We start from the raw sequence: 14,834 nt of genomic DNA, 5'->3' as shown, positions 1-14,834 counted from the left end.
TTATCTCTCAACACTTCCATCATTAAGAAATGTCGCTGCTATAAGCGATATATCAGGATACGTTTCTATATTTACTAAAGCTATATTTTCTAAGTTTTCAGGACATTGAATTATTCTATCTGAATCCATTAATCTTTCAAACTCTTCCTCGCCTATTTTTTCTTTTAGTCTATTTTCGTATTCTTGCTCTTTATCTGAAGGAAATACAATTTTATCGTCTTTACAATCAACCAAAAAAGGAGTTTTAATAGCATGTTTAATAAATAAATCTTTTAGTTTCATAATAATAAATTTCTTAATATATAAGGCTATAATATTAATAATTTTTATATGTCAAACAATATCCTCTAGGCTATCTAGGTAATGCTTTACCAGTCGTAGCAACTTCGCTTCAGGGCTTAAGTTTTTCACTGCCCATTTTTTAATCCAAGGTTCGGCGAGTTGCCACATATTAACATTACCGTCTAGCTGTCTGCCTATCCCTTCAACCATTATCAAAGTCTTTTGCAATAACAATAATTCCGGTTGTACTTCCATGCCGAAATCTTCAGTGATTTTAAATAAATGTGCAAGCAGCTTACCTATGGAAATATTTTTTGTGGGTGTCCCTACTATAGGCTCAGTAACTGCTCTACAACTTTGAGCGAATAAATCTAAATCGGTATTTGATGGGATGTAGCCGGCTCTTAAATGTACTTTAGCAACTAATTTATAATCACGGTTTAAAAAACCAAATAGACTTTCGGCAACAGCTAAACGATCTTTTTCTTTAAGTCTGCCCATAATACCGAAATCAAGTAAAATTATCTTACCTTGCTTATTCACTAAAATATTGCCTGCATGTAAATCAGCATGAAAAAGCCCATCTCTATAGGCTTGATTGAAAAACATTACGGTGAAATTCTGAGCTATTTTTGCAGGCTCTAATCCCAATTCTTTTAGCAGCGAAGCATCATATATAGAAGTTCCTTCTAACCACTCGGTAGTTAGTATATTTTCTGATGTTAAGTCCCAATATATTTTAGGGATTATCACATTAATATCATTTCGCATATTATCCATAAGCTCAGAAGAAGCTGCCGCTTCCAGCCTTAAATCAAGCTCAAATCTCATAGTTTCATGAAATTTATCAACTACTTTAATCAATTTTAGCCTTTTTGCTTTAGAAAATTTTGAGATAATTTTTGCAAGAAAATATAGCAGCTTAATATCTCTGTTATATTTTTTATGAATACCAGGACGCAGAATTTTTACCGCAACATATTCACCGGTTGCGAGCTGTGCTTTGTGTACTTGCGAGATTGATGCGGCGGCAATGGGCGTATCGTTGAAGTATGATAATGTCATACCGCAACTTGATCGCGGTATCCAGTTATTGTTATGGATTCCATGGTCAAGCCACAGAATGACATCATCCATCAACTTCCTCGCCACCCCACCATCAAACGGCGGTAGCCTATCCTGTAATAACCTTAAATAACCTGCTATCTCTACTCCTACTAAATCGGGTCTTGTCGAAAGAGTTTGTCCGAATTTTATATAAATAGGTCCAAGTTCGCTTAAACAATCTATTAGGCGTTTGCCGTAATCTTCACGCGGTTTTTTAAATAATGATAACGGAGCAGAAAATAAAGCTAATATATAACCGATAAACCTAAAATATTTAGGGTTTCTTGAATCAACTAGGATTCGTTTTTTACTGATGATACGGAAAATACGTATTAAATTAAAAAAATTACTTATCATATCTTATACGCACTGTGAATAGCAACTATTCCGCCGCTTAAATTTTTATAACCGACTTCCTCAAAGCCGGCTTCTTTAATCATTATTCTAAACTCGTCTTGTGAGGGGAATAACTCGATACTTTCAACCAAATATTCATATGCCTCTTTATTACCGGTGATTGCCTGACCGATGGTAGGTATAATACTAAATGAATAAAATTTATAAAAATATTTAAAATAACTTTCTTTTACCTTTGAAAACTCAAGGCATATAAACTTACCCATCGGTTTTAGAACTCTATAAGCTTCTTTTAAAGCTTTATTAATGTCAGGTACGTTTCTAATACCAAATGCTATAGTATAATAATCAAAACTATTATCTGAAAAAGGCAATTCTTCTGCACTTGCTACAGTAAATTTAAGGTTCTGAAATAAATTAATATCAATTGCTTTTTTCTTAGCATTCTTTAGCATCTCTTCATTTATATCGCTTAAAGTTAAAGCAATATTATTGCCTCTATCTCTTGCTTTTTTAGCAAGCTTTAAAGCGATATCACCGCTACCGCTAGCGACATCTAATATATGAGAGTTAAGATTTGGAATTTGTCTAATAAATTCATCTTTCCATAAGCGATGTAACCCAAAACTCATTAAGTCATTCATTAAATCATACTTATCGGCGACATTAGAAAAAACGCTATTTACTAACCCTTGTTTTTTAGTGTAGTCTACTTTTTTAAAGCCAAAATTTGTTTGGTTCATAGTTTTTTATTATAAATATTAGTATCAAATGCCGGAACTTCCTGAAGTAGAAACTCTTAAAAACTCCCTAAAAGATAAGCTAATCGGGCTTATTATAGAAAATGTAGAGTTAAAAAGAGATAATTTACGTTATAAGCTATCCCCGCTTTTAGCTTCTGAAATCTCAAATACTAATATACTGGATGTTAGGCGTCGTGCAAAATATTTAATTATAGATTTTAATAATGATTATTCTTTAATAGTTCATCTAGGTATAAGCGGTAGATTTACTCTGCAACCTTCTAACTATGAAACTAAAAAACACGATCATGTAATTTTTGATTTAAGTAACGGTGAAAAGTTAATTTTTAACGATACTAGACGATTCGGAATGGTTTATAGCTTTAAAACTAATTTCTTAGAAAAAGAATTTTTTAATGATTTAGGAATAGAACCGCTTTCTGATTTATTAACACTGGGATATTTAAAAAACAAACTAATTACTCGAAAAATACCGATAAAAAATTTAATTATGGATAATGGAATTATAGTCGGAGTCGGCAATATTTACGCTTCAGAAAGTCTTTATTTAGCTAGAATTCATCCGGATAAATTAGGTAGCAACTTAAGGGATGATGAAATAGAAAGTTTAATTAAATCGATTAGAGAAGTATTAGCTAAAGCTATAACTGCCGGTGGCACTACCCTTAAAGATTTTGTAAACGGTGATAACAAACCCGGTTATTTTACCCAGCAACTTACGGTTTACGGCAGAGAAGGACAAAATTGTTTAAACTGCTCTAGCACTATTATCAAGACAAAACATTCAGGCAGGAGTACTTTTTATTGTAGAACCTGTCAATATAGTGAATTTACTTGACATATTTTTTAAAACTATTTATAAAGCTCTCTATTGTTCATTCAATTAATAATTGTAAAATATATGAGAATAAAGCCGGTGATTATAGCGGGGGGTAGCAGTAAAAGACTATGGCCCTTATCATCTAAGGATAAACCGAAACAATTTAAAAAAATATTGAGTGATCTAACTTTACTTCAGCAAACATTAAACCGAAATAAATTTCTAGGACAACCTACTATTATTACTTCCAAAAAATATGAATCAATCACTAAAGAACAAGCAGCAGAAATAGATGTAGAAATAGAATTAATTACCGAGCCTTTACAAAAAAATACTGCCGTTTGTGCCATTATTACGGCATTATCGGCTAAAGCACAAGGGTTTGATATCGTAGTGTTACTACCTTCGGACCATCATATAGCGGATAATCTAAATTATCTTAATACTATAAATAAAGCTTTACATTATGTTAATGAATTCGGTATTTGCACTATAGGCATTCCTATAAATTTTATAAGTGCCGAGTATGGCTATATAAACACAGGATTATCAATTGCAGAAAATGTTTATCTAGTTGATCATTTCATTGAAAAACCTATATTAGAGCAAGCAAAAAAACATTTTCAAAGTAATGAATATTTTTGGAATTCAGGAATTTTTGTATACGATATTAACTTCTTCTTAAACTTAGCAATGAACCTTCAACCTGATTTATTTTGTATTGCAGAAAAAGCATTTAATACTGCTATAAAAAATGAGAAAAGTTTGGCAATAGACGATGAAGCTTATAATAAAATCGAAGCAATTTCTATAGACAATGCTATAATGGAATATATTTCGGGAATGGTCATGATAAAAGCTGATTTTGTTTGGAACGATCTTGGTACTTGGCTTCCTTATTACAAGTAAAACATCAAAATATAAATGATAATTATTGCGAGGGAAACGTAGTAACAAGCAATACTACAAACTCTTTCATTAGTTCTAATAATAAATTAACTACCGTAGTAGGTCTTGACAATGTCATAATTATCGATACTATGAACGGTCTTTTGGTTGCCGATAAATCAAAAATGAATGAAATCAAAGAATTAGTAATGAAAATAGAACAAAATTAAAATGAATCAATATGATAATAATGCTAAGAAGAATAATATAGATAGTTTATAATTCTGGCAAAAACTCTCATGAAAGCGGAAGATTTACCGGACTTACAGGGAAGCTGGTAAGATTATAAAAAGGGTTTTTCTTTACAACTACCTCTTTCTATAGAAATAGTAGACAAAATAATTGAAAGCTTTAAATCAGATATTACCCAACAAAGAGACGGTGAAGCGTGCCGCGTTCTTGCTGAAAGATACAAAACTGGCTATTCAAAGGTCATTGGTTCACAGATTAAAAAAGATGAATATACTGCAAATTTATTAACATTGATTGGAAAGAATCTAGGAAATGAAAATTGTATAAAAATTTTTAATCTATCTCCTACAAAATACGAAATTCTTGAGTCTACTATTAATAATTTTATTCAGAATTATATAGGACAATCTGATATCACTTTTGATGATGCTATATTATCAGCTGCTTACTCCGATACTTTAAATACTTCAATTTTAGGAGACCCAAATTATAATAATATGTATAACCATGGTTGAACACATATTACTACATAATTTACTACTAATATAAGACTATTGACATAGTATTATTGCTCATATATCCTATTTTTACGAGGCTTAAACCTCATCATTATAGTAAAAGAAGTTCATTTTAGTTGAGTTACAACATGGAAAATACTACAGAAGAACAAATAATAATATCTGAATTCAAAAATGAAGAAGAGAAAAGATTAAAAGCAGAAGATTCGCGAAAGCAACTTAAAGCAATATTAATAACATTTGGTATTATTTTGACCGGTTTTTTAACTTTTACTTATTTCTTTTTTAATTACATAGAAGAAAAAGCAGAAGAATACAAACAACAGCAACAACAAGAAATTCAACAAACTAATAAGAGTTGAATATTAGATTACCACACTTCTCCTTTAATTATGGTCTTGTTACATGGCTGCTATATCGTTCCAGCAAGGTATTGTTGCGTGGATACCACCCCGTCATTACGAGCGACTGCAGACCTTGTTGCATGGATCAATTTCACCTCTGTCATCCCGTGGCTTGACCACGGTATCCAGTAAGATAACTAAAAATACTAATATTATTAGTATTTTTAACTAAACCCCATGGTCAAGCCCATAGTACCGGACAATTTCTATTCTATGTCATTCCCGTAAAAGCAGGAATCCAGTACTTTAAAGCTTTTTTGAAAGATTTATCTTAAAAAAACGATATAATAAAAAATCTTTAAAATTAAGATTTTTTATCCTGGATCCACGCTTTCGGGCGTTGTTGCATGGATCGGTTTTTCTTCTGTCATCCTAGCTAACTTGATCGTGGAATCCAGGAAAAATAGACAAATAATATACGCTACAAGTTATTTTTCTGGATATCGTGGTCAAGCCACAGTATGATACCGAGCGTATTTTTTGATCCATGCAACAAGGCTCCGCTTTCAGGCTTTGTTGCGTGGAGCAGTTTTTCCAGTGTCATCCCGCGACTTGATCGCGGGATCTAGTTAAAATTTTAGTATTTTAAGTTACTTTTATGGATATTGTGGTCAAGCCAGCGTTGTTGCACAGCTCAAAAAATGCCCTCGGTGTCATTCCCGCGTAGGCGGGAATCCAGCATAAAGCGAGATAAATCGAGCTTTTAATTTCAAAAATTTGCTGTATTTATACTTTTTTTCTGGATTCCTGCCTACGCAGAATGACATAAGCGAGCCATGTAACAATGCTTCGCTTTCGCGAGGATGACATCGAGGTCTTTTCAAAAACTGTCCAGTACTATAGAATAACACGGGATGACAGAGGAAAATACTGATCCATGCAACAAGGCTACGACTGCAAGGAGCGTGGCAACCAAAAAAAAATAACAAAAAAATTCTGTAAATAAGAATTTTTTTTCTTCCTTGCTTTGTCAATTACTTACGTAATTTCCTTGCAATAACTATTTTTATACTGCCTTAAGTTTAGATTGCTTGAAATTAGTTTTATCAAAATCATAGATAAAATCTTTGATAATAGGTACTATAAACTGTTTAAATTTACTTCCGCTAAATACCCCGTAATGCCCTGCCCCTTTTTGTAAATGGTATCTTTTCATTGATTCAGGTATATTTGAACAAAGTTTTAAAGCAGCTTTTGTTTGCCCTACCGCTGCAATATCATCTAATTCCCCTTCAATACCAAGTAAAGCACATTTAGTAATATGTTTTAAATCAATCGGACGATTCTCAGAAACTAATTTACCTCTTGCTAATGAAAATTGTTGGAATACTTCATCTATAGTTTGTAAGTAAAACTCTGCCGGCATATCCATACCTGCTAAATACTCATCATAAAATTTAATAGTATGATCGGCTTTTTTATAATCAGAATTTAATAAACTTTGCCATAATTCTAAATGTGAATCTATATGACGGAATAAGTTTAAACTCATAAAACCGGCAAGTTGGAGGAAGCCGGGATATACTTTTCTTCCATGACCGGGATAGTTTGGCGGCACCTGCATTGTAACCATTTTGCAGAACCATTCTAAACTTTTACTTTGAGCAAATTCATTAACTGCTGTAGGGTTTTTTCTAGCATCAATAGGCCCGCCCATCAAAATCATCGAACTCGGCACATTTGGACTATTACTCTCCGACATTAAGCTAATGGCGGCAAGCAGTGGAATAGTAGGTTGGCAAACTGCCATAGTGTGAACATTCGGTCCTATAAAATTGATAAACTCCATTACGTAATCAATATAATCATCCATATCAAAATGCCCTGCTTCAAGCGGCACGAAACTTGCTTCCGTCCAATCCGTAATATAAATATCGGTATACGGTAATAATTCTTGTACGGTTGATCTAAGTAAAGTAGCGTGATGCCCCGCCATGGGTGCTACTATTAATAATTTAGGTAATTCTTTTTTAAAACCTATTTTCTGAAAATGCCTTAGTTCACAAAAAGACTTTTTTAGTATAACTTTTTCATTAACATTAATGTTATAGGTTTTATCATCAATAATTATTTCAAGAATATTAAATTTGGGTTTTTCATATTTTCTAGTCATGCGTTCACAAAGCGTTAAATAAGAATGCATAATTCTTGCAAACCCATTATCCTCTAGAGACTCATGTTCATACGCCTCTTTCAGGATTTTTATACCTAAATGTATTGGAGCAATTTGTGCTCTAAGCCCCTCTAACATATAATATGTATAATTAGTACTTAAATCACAGTTCATCATAATTTATCCCTAAATCTAAAAATAATTAATATAATCATTTAGTTTTACATCAAAAATTTCTTTAGTAACATTAATTTTAGGATTTACGGCTTAAATTTTTATAAATGCGTGATAATAATGCTCTATGGGACTGTTAACAAAATATCCTTCCTGTAATTCTCTGCTTAATTCCTTATCTCTCAACACTTCCATATTATACCATATACTCTCTATCACTGCTTCTATTGGTTTTTCACAAAATATATCAACCTTACTTAGATAATTTTTAAAATCCTTATTTTCTTCTGCTAACCTATTAGCCATATTCCAATCTATTTCAACTTTAAATTATCAATCTTTATGATTTTATAAAGTATTATTTATTTATACTATGAGTAAATGAAAAGTAGGTAGACGAAATTTAATTTGGAAAAGAGCAAGACGTCTTGAAGCTGATGACCGCAGCTTACAACTAGTACGTGAAGATTATCAGCAAAAGACTTTGTCGCCAATTTTTCAAATTAAACGAGTATGCTTTTCAAATTTAGAAAATAATGTTTTAAAGTTACGAGTAGTAATATTTGCTACTTCTTTTGAGGTGATATTTTTGAGTTCGGCTACTTTCTCAGCAACATATCTAACGAAAGCCGGTTCGTTTTGTTTGCCTCGCATAGGCGTAGGTGCTAAATAAGGTGAGTCGGTTTCAATCAATAATCTATCAAGCGGCACATATTTAACTATTTCCTGCAAATCAGTTGCATTCTTGAAAGTTATAATCCCTGACATCGAAATATATAAACCGATATCTAGCATTTTTGTTGCTAGATTTTTTGATGAGATAAAACAATGGATTAGCCCAGGAAATTTATTATTACGCATTTCCGAGGTTAAAATATCAATAGTATCTTCGTCTGCTTCTCTTGTATGAATTATAATAGGTAAATTAGTGGCGGCTGCCGCATGTATATGTGCTACAAACGAATCTTTTTGGAATTTTTTATCGTAAGGCTGATGATAATAATCAAGACCTGTCTCACCGATTCCGATAATTTTCGGATGCTTGGTAAGCTCTATTATTTCTGAGTTCGTAATTAGCCGACCACTTTGATTTATCTCGCATGGATGTACCCCAACAGAAGCAAAAACATTTTCATATTTTTCAGCTATTTCTAAAACAATTGGTAAATCTTCAATTTTAGTGCAGATAGTTTGCATATACTGTACATTATTTTCTAATGCTCTTTGAATGACGGAATCTAAAAGCCCTGTGTCATACCGGGGCCCCGCCACGGTATCCAGAAAACAGCTAGTATTAGTTGTGCTAATATTTTTACTGGATCCCGCGATCAAGTCGCGGGATGACAAGTTACTAAGTAAATTAAGATGACAATGCGAATCTATTAGCATGCTATAATGCCGATGTCATTCCCGCGAAGGCGGGAATCCAATAAAAATTATATAAAAATTTAGTATATATTTTATTTAAAAAGACTGGATTCCTGCGATCAACGGAATGATATAAATGCCTTTTTTTGATCCATGCAACAACATTCAGTGGAAATGACATAACAAGATTCATGTAACAAAACCCTCAAATTTTGGAAATATTATAGTAGGTTCTAAAATATCGCTACCCGACCTTAAAGCATAATCACGTATTAAATGCTTAAATAAACGTTCTTCTTTATTTACCCCTAACTGATCTAGCATTTTATTTGCTGAAGTTGGTATAAAAGGCAGAAGCATTATTGCAATATAGCGTAACACCTCTAGTAAAGTGTATAACACTTCTAGCATTTTATCCGGATCGGTTTTTTTCAAATTCCAAGGTGCTTCACTATCAATATAGATATTTGCCTCTTCGGCTAAATTAATAATATTTTCAAGAATTTTATTAATCTCTGTTTTTTCCATCAATAAAACATTCTGCTCGGCAAATTTACTTGCGGTTTTTAGAATCGGTAGCTCATATATTTTATCAATGATATTTTGCTCAATTAACGGCACTTTGCCGTCATTATTTTTATAAACAAAAGCCGTACTACGCTGTAATAAATTACCTATCTTGTTTGATAGTTCGCTATTAATTCGGGTAACTAAATTACTACGAGCAAAATTACCGTCTGCCCCAAAAGTTACCTCACGCATCAGGAAATACCTAACCTGATCAACACCGAATTCATCAATTAACTTAATCGGATCAATGGTATTACCAAGAGATTTAGAAATTTTCTGCCCATCATTCGTCCACCAACCATGAGCCATAACAGTTTTCGGCAGCGGAATTTTGGCAGCCATTAAGAAAGCCGGCCAATAAACCGCATGAAAACGTAAGATATCTTTACCAACTACATGCAAATCAGCCGGCCAAAATTTACCGTAATTACTTTGTGCGTCGGGATAACCGAGTGCCGAAATATAATTAGCAAGTGCATCAAGCCAAACATAAATTACATGTTTTTCGTTATTTGGAACTTTTATACCCCAGTTAAAAGTAGTACGCGATACTGATAAATCTTTTAAACCTGATTTAACAAAGCTAATTACTTCGTTACGCCTTGATATAGGTCTGATAAAATCAGGGTTTGCTTCATAAAACTCAAGCAATTTATCTTGCCATTTTGAAAGATTAAAGAAATAGCTTGGCTCTTTAACCCATTCAACAGGTGCACCGGTTGGTGCAAGCTTATCTTCAGTTAGCTCTGATTCATCGTAAAAAGCCTCATCACGCACTGCATACCACCCTTCATAAAAACCTTCATAAATAGTACCGTTATCTAGTAATTTCTGCCAAAAAATAGCGACTGCTTCTTTATGCCTGCTTTCTGTTGTTCTGATAAAATCATCATTGGAAATATTCATAACATTCATCAGATGACGAAAACTTTCGGATGTCTGATCGGTAAATTTTTGTGGGTCGATATTTTTATTGATAGCTGCTTTTTCTACTTTCTGCCCGTGTTCGTCAGTCCCAGTTAAAAATATAACATCGAAACCTTGAAGTCGCATAAAACGAGCGATTACATCACTTGCAACGCTAGTATAAGCATGACCGATATGGGGAACATCGTTAACGTAATATATAGGGGTAGTAATGTAGTAAGTATTCTTCATAGTATAATTCTAATAAATAAAGAGTTGGTAGATGAAAGTCAATTTCAAAAAGAGCTAGGAGTTCTCAAGACGAGGAGCGGAGCGTATAATAATACGTAAACACCCTCGTCCTTGTAGAGCGACAACGCCAATTTTTGAAATTCACCGAGTATATAAATGCTTTTTTATTAACTCATGTACTTCAAGCGGACTTAAATCCGACGCTTTAATTGTTTTTATTCTCTCAGGAAATCTATTACTTAATTCTTTAAAGCAATCATAGATTTTTTTATAAAAATCTATACCTCTTACGTCAAATTTATTGCTCATATTTCGTGAATTGACTCTCTTAATAGCAGTATCCGGCTCTACATCAATAAAAAACGTAATATCCGGCATAAGAGAAGGCATTAAAGTTTTGTGCAGATTATAAACTAAATCTATGCCGTTTTCTAGCTCTAATCCTTGATAACATGCAGTTGAGTCAATAAACCTATCACATATTACGATATGTCCATCTTGCAGAGCCGGTATAATTTTCTGTGCCATATGATCATAACGTGCTGCCATAACTTGTAATAGCTCGGACATGGGTAATAACTCTTCATGTACTAGGATTTCACGCATTTTTTCGGCAACGGCAGTACCGCCAACTTCACGAGTTAAAATAACGGGAGTATTTTGAGATTTTAAATATTCATAGAGCATTTGAGATTGAGTAGATTTGCCTATCCCTTCCCCTCCCTCAAATGTAATAAACTTTCCTTGTTTCAAATTATTCATTAATTACAATTACTTTAAGCTATAACTTTATAATCATATCTCTTAAAAAAATATTTACAAGGAAGATTACATACTTATATACTCCTACAAAATGAAAAGTAGTTATACGAAACTCAATTTGGAAAAGAAGAATCGGTTTTGAAGCTTTTAACCGCAGCGTACATACAAGTAACATGAGAATTAAAAGCAAAAAGCAACGTAGCCAATTTTTCAAATTCAGCGAGTATACATTATAAATTTTAAATTATTAATATATGAGCAATTCATTAAGCAAAAGGGATTTTTCTATCCTAATCGGTAATGCGATGGACCATTTTGATACTGCACTTTATGGGTTTCTTGCACCGTTACTTGCCGGTATTTTCTTTCCGAATCATGATAAAATTGTCGCCTTAATACTTACCTATAGTGTTCTTGCTACATCTTTGTTTACACGTCCCATAGGCTCTTATTTTTTTGGCGTAATTGCTAAAAAATACGGTGGGGTTTTTGCCTTATCTCACTCTTTGATCGGCGTTGCTTTAACAACTAGCCTAATCGGTCTAATCCCCTATCATACACAAATAGGCTGGCTTGCACCGCTATTATTAGTTGTGCTTAGGACGTTGCAGGGAGTATATTCCGAGGGGGAATGTGCTATTGCTAAATTATTTATTTTAGAGAATAAAGAAGAAAAAAAAGCGTTTAAAGCTTCTTACCTTTATCAAACATCTACTATGGTTGGTATTATCCTTGCTTCATTTATCAGTACTATAGTTTTAAATGTAGAGTATAATACATATTGGCGTTTATGTTTCATATTTGGCGGATTTACGGCCCTTATAGGTTATTTTTTAAGAAAGAGTGGGGATGTTATAGTAAAGCCCTCATTGTCATCCCGCGGCTTGACAAAGGTGAAATTGGTCCACGCAACAATGCCTCCTCGCAATGGCGTAGTGTCATCACTATTACTCGACTTAAACACAGTTTGGAACAATAAGCTAAGTATCTTACGTATTAGTTTTGCCGTAGGTTTCTCATATATGACCTATATAGTGCCTTTCGTCTTTATGAATAGTTTTATTCTGCTTATCACTGATATATCAATTGAAACAATGATGAAATTTAATACGGAGTTTCTGATTTTTGATATGATTATGATTCCGATAATTGGTCATCTAACAAAAAAATTCCATTACCTTAAAATATTAAGGGGTACTCTTATTATAATGAGTTTAAGCATAATTCCTTTATGGCTGTTCTTAAATAATTCCTCTATATGGTATGTTAATTTCGTGCGTATTTGGATTATAATACTCGGTGTAGGATTCTTAGCACCTTTGAATTGCTGGCTAAATGATTTATTTAAAACTGCCGATAAATATATGCTAGTCGGTATTGGCAGTAGTATAGGTACTTCATTAATTGGACGCCTTACCCCGTCAATCTGCCTAATGCTTTGGCATGTAACCGGCAGCTCTTTATCAATTGCGGTTTATATAGCTGTAATATCGATGGTAACTTTATGGGCTGTTAGAGCGGGACGTTAATGAGATACCGCTTCTAAGTAAGCATCAGGAGTTACTCCTATAATGTCTGTTAGTTCTTTATAGCAATCATCATTTACAAGTCTACAAAACTTAGGTACTTTATAAAATTCACAACCTGCTCTAATGTGTCCGGCGTACTCGATATCCATATAATTATTACGGATAATATGTATATATTCTTTAAATGCAGATTTATCTTTAGTGCCGTATTTTTCTGCTACTTTATCAAATATCATGCTATTCACATCTTCACGATTATAAACTTTCTGACTATTATACTCACTGCTACTCCAAAATTTTTTAGAATCAGTATACAAGCGATATTTCTCCCCTCTTGAAACAAAAGGGTAAGGGTCAGTAAATTTTTCTATAAAACACAAAAAATATGCTGAATAATAAAATTCTGCTGTTGGGTCTTTTATTAATGCTGCAAAAGATTTTTTATAAGTATTGTTTCTTAACATAGTTCATATCCTTTTTACTATTTAGAGCAATTATACTAATAAAAGATTAAAAAGTAAGCTATTTTTAATAAAACACTAAACTTAAAAGCAATCCAACATAATTATTAGCTCTGAACCTTGTCATACAATCAGCGGGGTTTCGGGTATCAAGAGTCGCTACTTGCAATATCAGTAAAATTAAAGTAGCTAAAATAGCTAAATAATCGATATTACGGTTAGCTATCTTTGTTGCTAAGATAAATAATAATATAAAACCTATATAACATACATAAAGCCAAAATTTAGGATGCTTGTTCTCTAAATATATGCTTAAAGATTTTACTCCTATTTTCTTATCATCTTTTATATCCATATATCCGTAAATCGTATCATAGCCGGTTGCCCAAAAACAGCATGCTAAATACATAATAATTGCTGCTAAATCAAGTTTATCCTGAACTGCCGCATACGCTATTAATGCCCCGAGCTTAAAAGTAAAGCCCATAAATATTTGCGGAAAGTAGGTAATACGTTTCGTTAGCGGATATAGGCTAATCATTATTACAGCAAAAAAACCTGTATATATGGCTGTTTTGTTTAAAAGCAGCAAAATACAAAGCGAGATAATACTAAGAATAAAGAGTATAAAAATAGCATAAGAAACAGACACAGCACCGCTTGCTAAAGGTCTATCTTTAGTCCTTATAACATGTTTATCAAATTTCCGATCAAATATATCGTTAATAATACACCCGCTACTCCTTGTCGTTATACTACCTAAAATAAATAACGGTAATAAATAAGCTAATTCCGTGTTAGAAGGGTTTGCAAGCAGCAATCCAAATAAAGCAGGGAAAAAAACTAATATATAAGGTACCGGCTTATCTACCCGCATTAATTTTAAAGTAAGTAAAAGTTTGTTTGGCATTTCTATTTTCTTATTAATTCTTTGGCAAGTTCTGCTTCTAACTCTTCAATAGTTGGGAGTTCACTTTTTATCTCTTCAGGTAGATTTTCAGTTATTTTATACTCTGCAAGTCCGATAGGTTTACTCATATCACGTAACGCATATTCTGCAAGTATATTATTTTTTGATTTGCATAAAATTAGCCCAATAGAAGGGTTATCGTTTGGATGCTTTAAAATATCATCTACAACCGATAAATAAAAATTCATTTTACCGGCATATTCCGGTTTAAAATCCTTATCTTTAAGCTCAATTACTACAAAACAACGAAGTTTTAAATGATAGAATAATACATCAATATAGAAATCTTGTTCTCCTATTTCTAAATGATATTGTCTACCGACAAAGGGAGTGTTGA

18 protein-coding genes and 1 pseudogene are annotated in these 14,834 nt (G+C 32.8%); 7 read left to right on the top strand and 12 right to left on the bottom strand.

Features of this window, described 5'->3' with window-relative positions; translation table 11 throughout:
- From SB78_RS04425 to ubiE, 3 genes are read right to left on the bottom strand one after another with little or no spacing between them, the layout of a single operon-like run.
- On the bottom strand, positions 1-282 hold the full coding sequence (locus tag SB78_RS04425; protein ID WP_052458493.1) for a hypothetical protein: 282 nt from the start codon (positions 280-282) through the stop codon (positions 1-3).
- Between the two features lie 51 nt (positions 283-333).
- Entirely contained in the window at positions 334-1,746 is a 1,413-nt protein-coding gene (ubiB, locus tag SB78_RS04420; RefSeq protein ID WP_041078911.1) for a 2-polyprenylphenol 6-hydroxylase, read from the bottom strand.
- A complete protein-coding gene (gene ubiE / locus SB78_RS04415; RefSeq protein WP_041078910.1) occupies positions 1,743-2,489 on the bottom strand; it encodes a bifunctional demethylmenaquinone methyltransferase/2-methoxy-6-polyprenyl-1,4-benzoquinol methylase UbiE in 747 nt (248 codons plus the stop codon). The genes ubiB and ubiE overlap by 4 nt, the downstream gene beginning before the upstream one ends.
- Before the next feature lie 28 nt (positions 2,490-2,517).
- On the opposite strand from ubiE, the gene mutM reads away from it, so the two are divergent.
- The 6 genes and pseudogenes from mutM (at position 2,518) to SB78_RS09305 (ending at position 5,564) form a co-directional block, all read left to right on the top strand.
- Positions 2,518-3,348, top strand: coding sequence for a bifunctional DNA-formamidopyrimidine glycosylase/DNA-(apurinic or apyrimidinic site) lyase (gene mutM / locus SB78_RS04410; RefSeq protein ID WP_041078909.1), 831 nt, complete (start codon positions 2,518-2,520; stop codon positions 3,346-3,348).
- A gap of 69 nt (positions 3,349-3,417) precedes the next feature.
- Positions 3,418-4,239: pseudogene (locus SB78_RS08115) on the top strand (mannose-1-phosphate guanylyltransferase); the annotation flags it as partial.
- On the top strand, positions 4,218-4,448 hold the full coding sequence (locus tag SB78_RS10915; protein ID WP_241773741.1) for a hypothetical protein: 231 nt from the start codon (positions 4,218-4,220) through the stop codon (positions 4,446-4,448). The pseudogene SB78_RS08115 and the gene SB78_RS10915, both read left to right, overlap by 22 nt.
- A gap of 312 nt (positions 4,449-4,760) precedes the next feature.
- The gene (locus tag SB78_RS10910) at positions 4,761-4,985 is read left to right on the top strand and encodes a hypothetical protein (RefSeq protein WP_052458492.1); all 225 of its coding nucleotides are present in this window, start codon (positions 4,761-4,763) and stop codon (positions 4,983-4,985) included.
- Between the two features lie 131 nt (positions 4,986-5,116).
- Positions 5,117-5,350, top strand: coding sequence for an RP671a family tick cell line-upregulated protein (locus SB78_RS04390; protein WP_041078908.1), 234 nt, complete (start codon positions 5,117-5,119; stop codon positions 5,348-5,350).
- Positions 5,351-5,393: 43 nt separating this feature from the next.
- Positions 5,394-5,564 (top strand): palindromic element RPE4 domain-containing protein, encoded by a 171-nt coding sequence (locus tag SB78_RS09305; protein WP_146625029.1) that lies wholly within the window; start codon positions 5,394-5,396, stop codon positions 5,562-5,564.
- 481 nt (positions 5,565-6,045) lie between these two features.
- Here SB78_RS09305 and SB78_RS09300 read toward each other — a convergent pair whose 3' ends face one another.
- The 6 genes from SB78_RS09300 to tmk form a co-directional block, all read right to left on the bottom strand.
- A complete protein-coding gene (locus tag SB78_RS09300; RefSeq protein WP_146625028.1) occupies positions 6,046-6,321 on the bottom strand; it encodes a hypothetical protein in 276 nt (91 codons plus the stop codon).
- A gap of 77 nt (positions 6,322-6,398) precedes the next feature.
- Entirely contained in the window at positions 6,399-7,682 is a 1,284-nt protein-coding gene (locus SB78_RS04385) for a polyhydroxyalkanoate depolymerase (protein WP_041078907.1), read from the bottom strand.
- 90 nt (positions 7,683-7,772) lie between these two features.
- Positions 7,773-7,985: a hypothetical protein gene (locus SB78_RS04380; RefSeq protein ID WP_041078906.1), complete on the bottom strand. Its 213-nt coding sequence runs from the start codon at positions 7,983-7,985 to the stop codon at positions 7,773-7,775.
- 192 nt (positions 7,986-8,177) lie between these two features.
- Complete coding sequence (locus SB78_RS04375; RefSeq protein ID WP_041078905.1) at positions 8,178-9,068, bottom strand: TatD family hydrolase; 891 nt, start codon at positions 9,066-9,068, stop codon at positions 8,178-8,180.
- Between the two features lie 168 nt (positions 9,069-9,236).
- A complete protein-coding gene (gene metG, locus SB78_RS04370; RefSeq protein ID WP_041078904.1) occupies positions 9,237-10,775 on the bottom strand; it encodes a methionine--tRNA ligase in 1,539 nt (512 codons plus the stop codon).
- A gap of 141 nt (positions 10,776-10,916) precedes the next feature.
- Positions 10,917-11,537 carry a dTMP kinase gene (gene tmk / locus SB78_RS04365; protein WP_041078903.1) on the bottom strand — a complete coding sequence of 207 codons (621 nt, stop codon included), beginning with the start codon at positions 11,535-11,537 and terminating at the stop codon, positions 10,917-10,919.
- A 254-nt stretch (positions 11,538-11,791) separates the two neighbouring features.
- On the opposite strand from tmk, the gene SB78_RS04360 reads away from it, so the two are divergent.
- Positions 11,792-13,066 carry an MFS transporter gene (locus SB78_RS04360; RefSeq protein ID WP_041078902.1) on the top strand — a complete coding sequence of 425 codons (1,275 nt, stop codon included), beginning with the start codon at positions 11,792-11,794 and terminating at the stop codon, positions 13,064-13,066.
- Here SB78_RS04360 and SB78_RS04355 read toward each other — a convergent pair.
- From SB78_RS04355 to SB78_RS04345, 3 genes are all read right to left on the bottom strand, one after another.
- Entirely contained in the window at positions 13,063-13,530 is a 468-nt protein-coding gene (locus SB78_RS04355) for a hypothetical protein (protein ID WP_041078901.1), read from the bottom strand. The genes SB78_RS04360 and SB78_RS04355 overlap by 4 nt on opposite strands.
- Positions 13,531-13,594: 64 nt before the next feature.
- Positions 13,595-14,437, bottom strand: a complete 843-nt coding sequence (ubiA, locus tag SB78_RS04350) for a 4-hydroxybenzoate octaprenyltransferase (protein WP_041078900.1) — start codon at positions 14,435-14,437, stop codon at positions 13,595-13,597.
- A gap of 2 nt (positions 14,438-14,439) precedes the next feature.
- On the bottom strand, positions 14,440-14,834 hold a 395-nt coding region (locus tag SB78_RS04345), incomplete at its 5' end, for a PDDEXK nuclease domain-containing protein (RefSeq protein ID WP_041078899.1).

The sequence above is a fragment of the Rickettsia asembonensis genome, assembly GCF_000828125.2.
Classification (GTDB): Bacteria; Pseudomonadota; Alphaproteobacteria; order Rickettsiales; family Rickettsiaceae; genus Rickettsia; species Rickettsia asembonensis.
The sequence above is the reverse complement of the archived record's forward strand: the minus strand, read 5'-3'. Positions and strand labels throughout refer to the sequence as shown.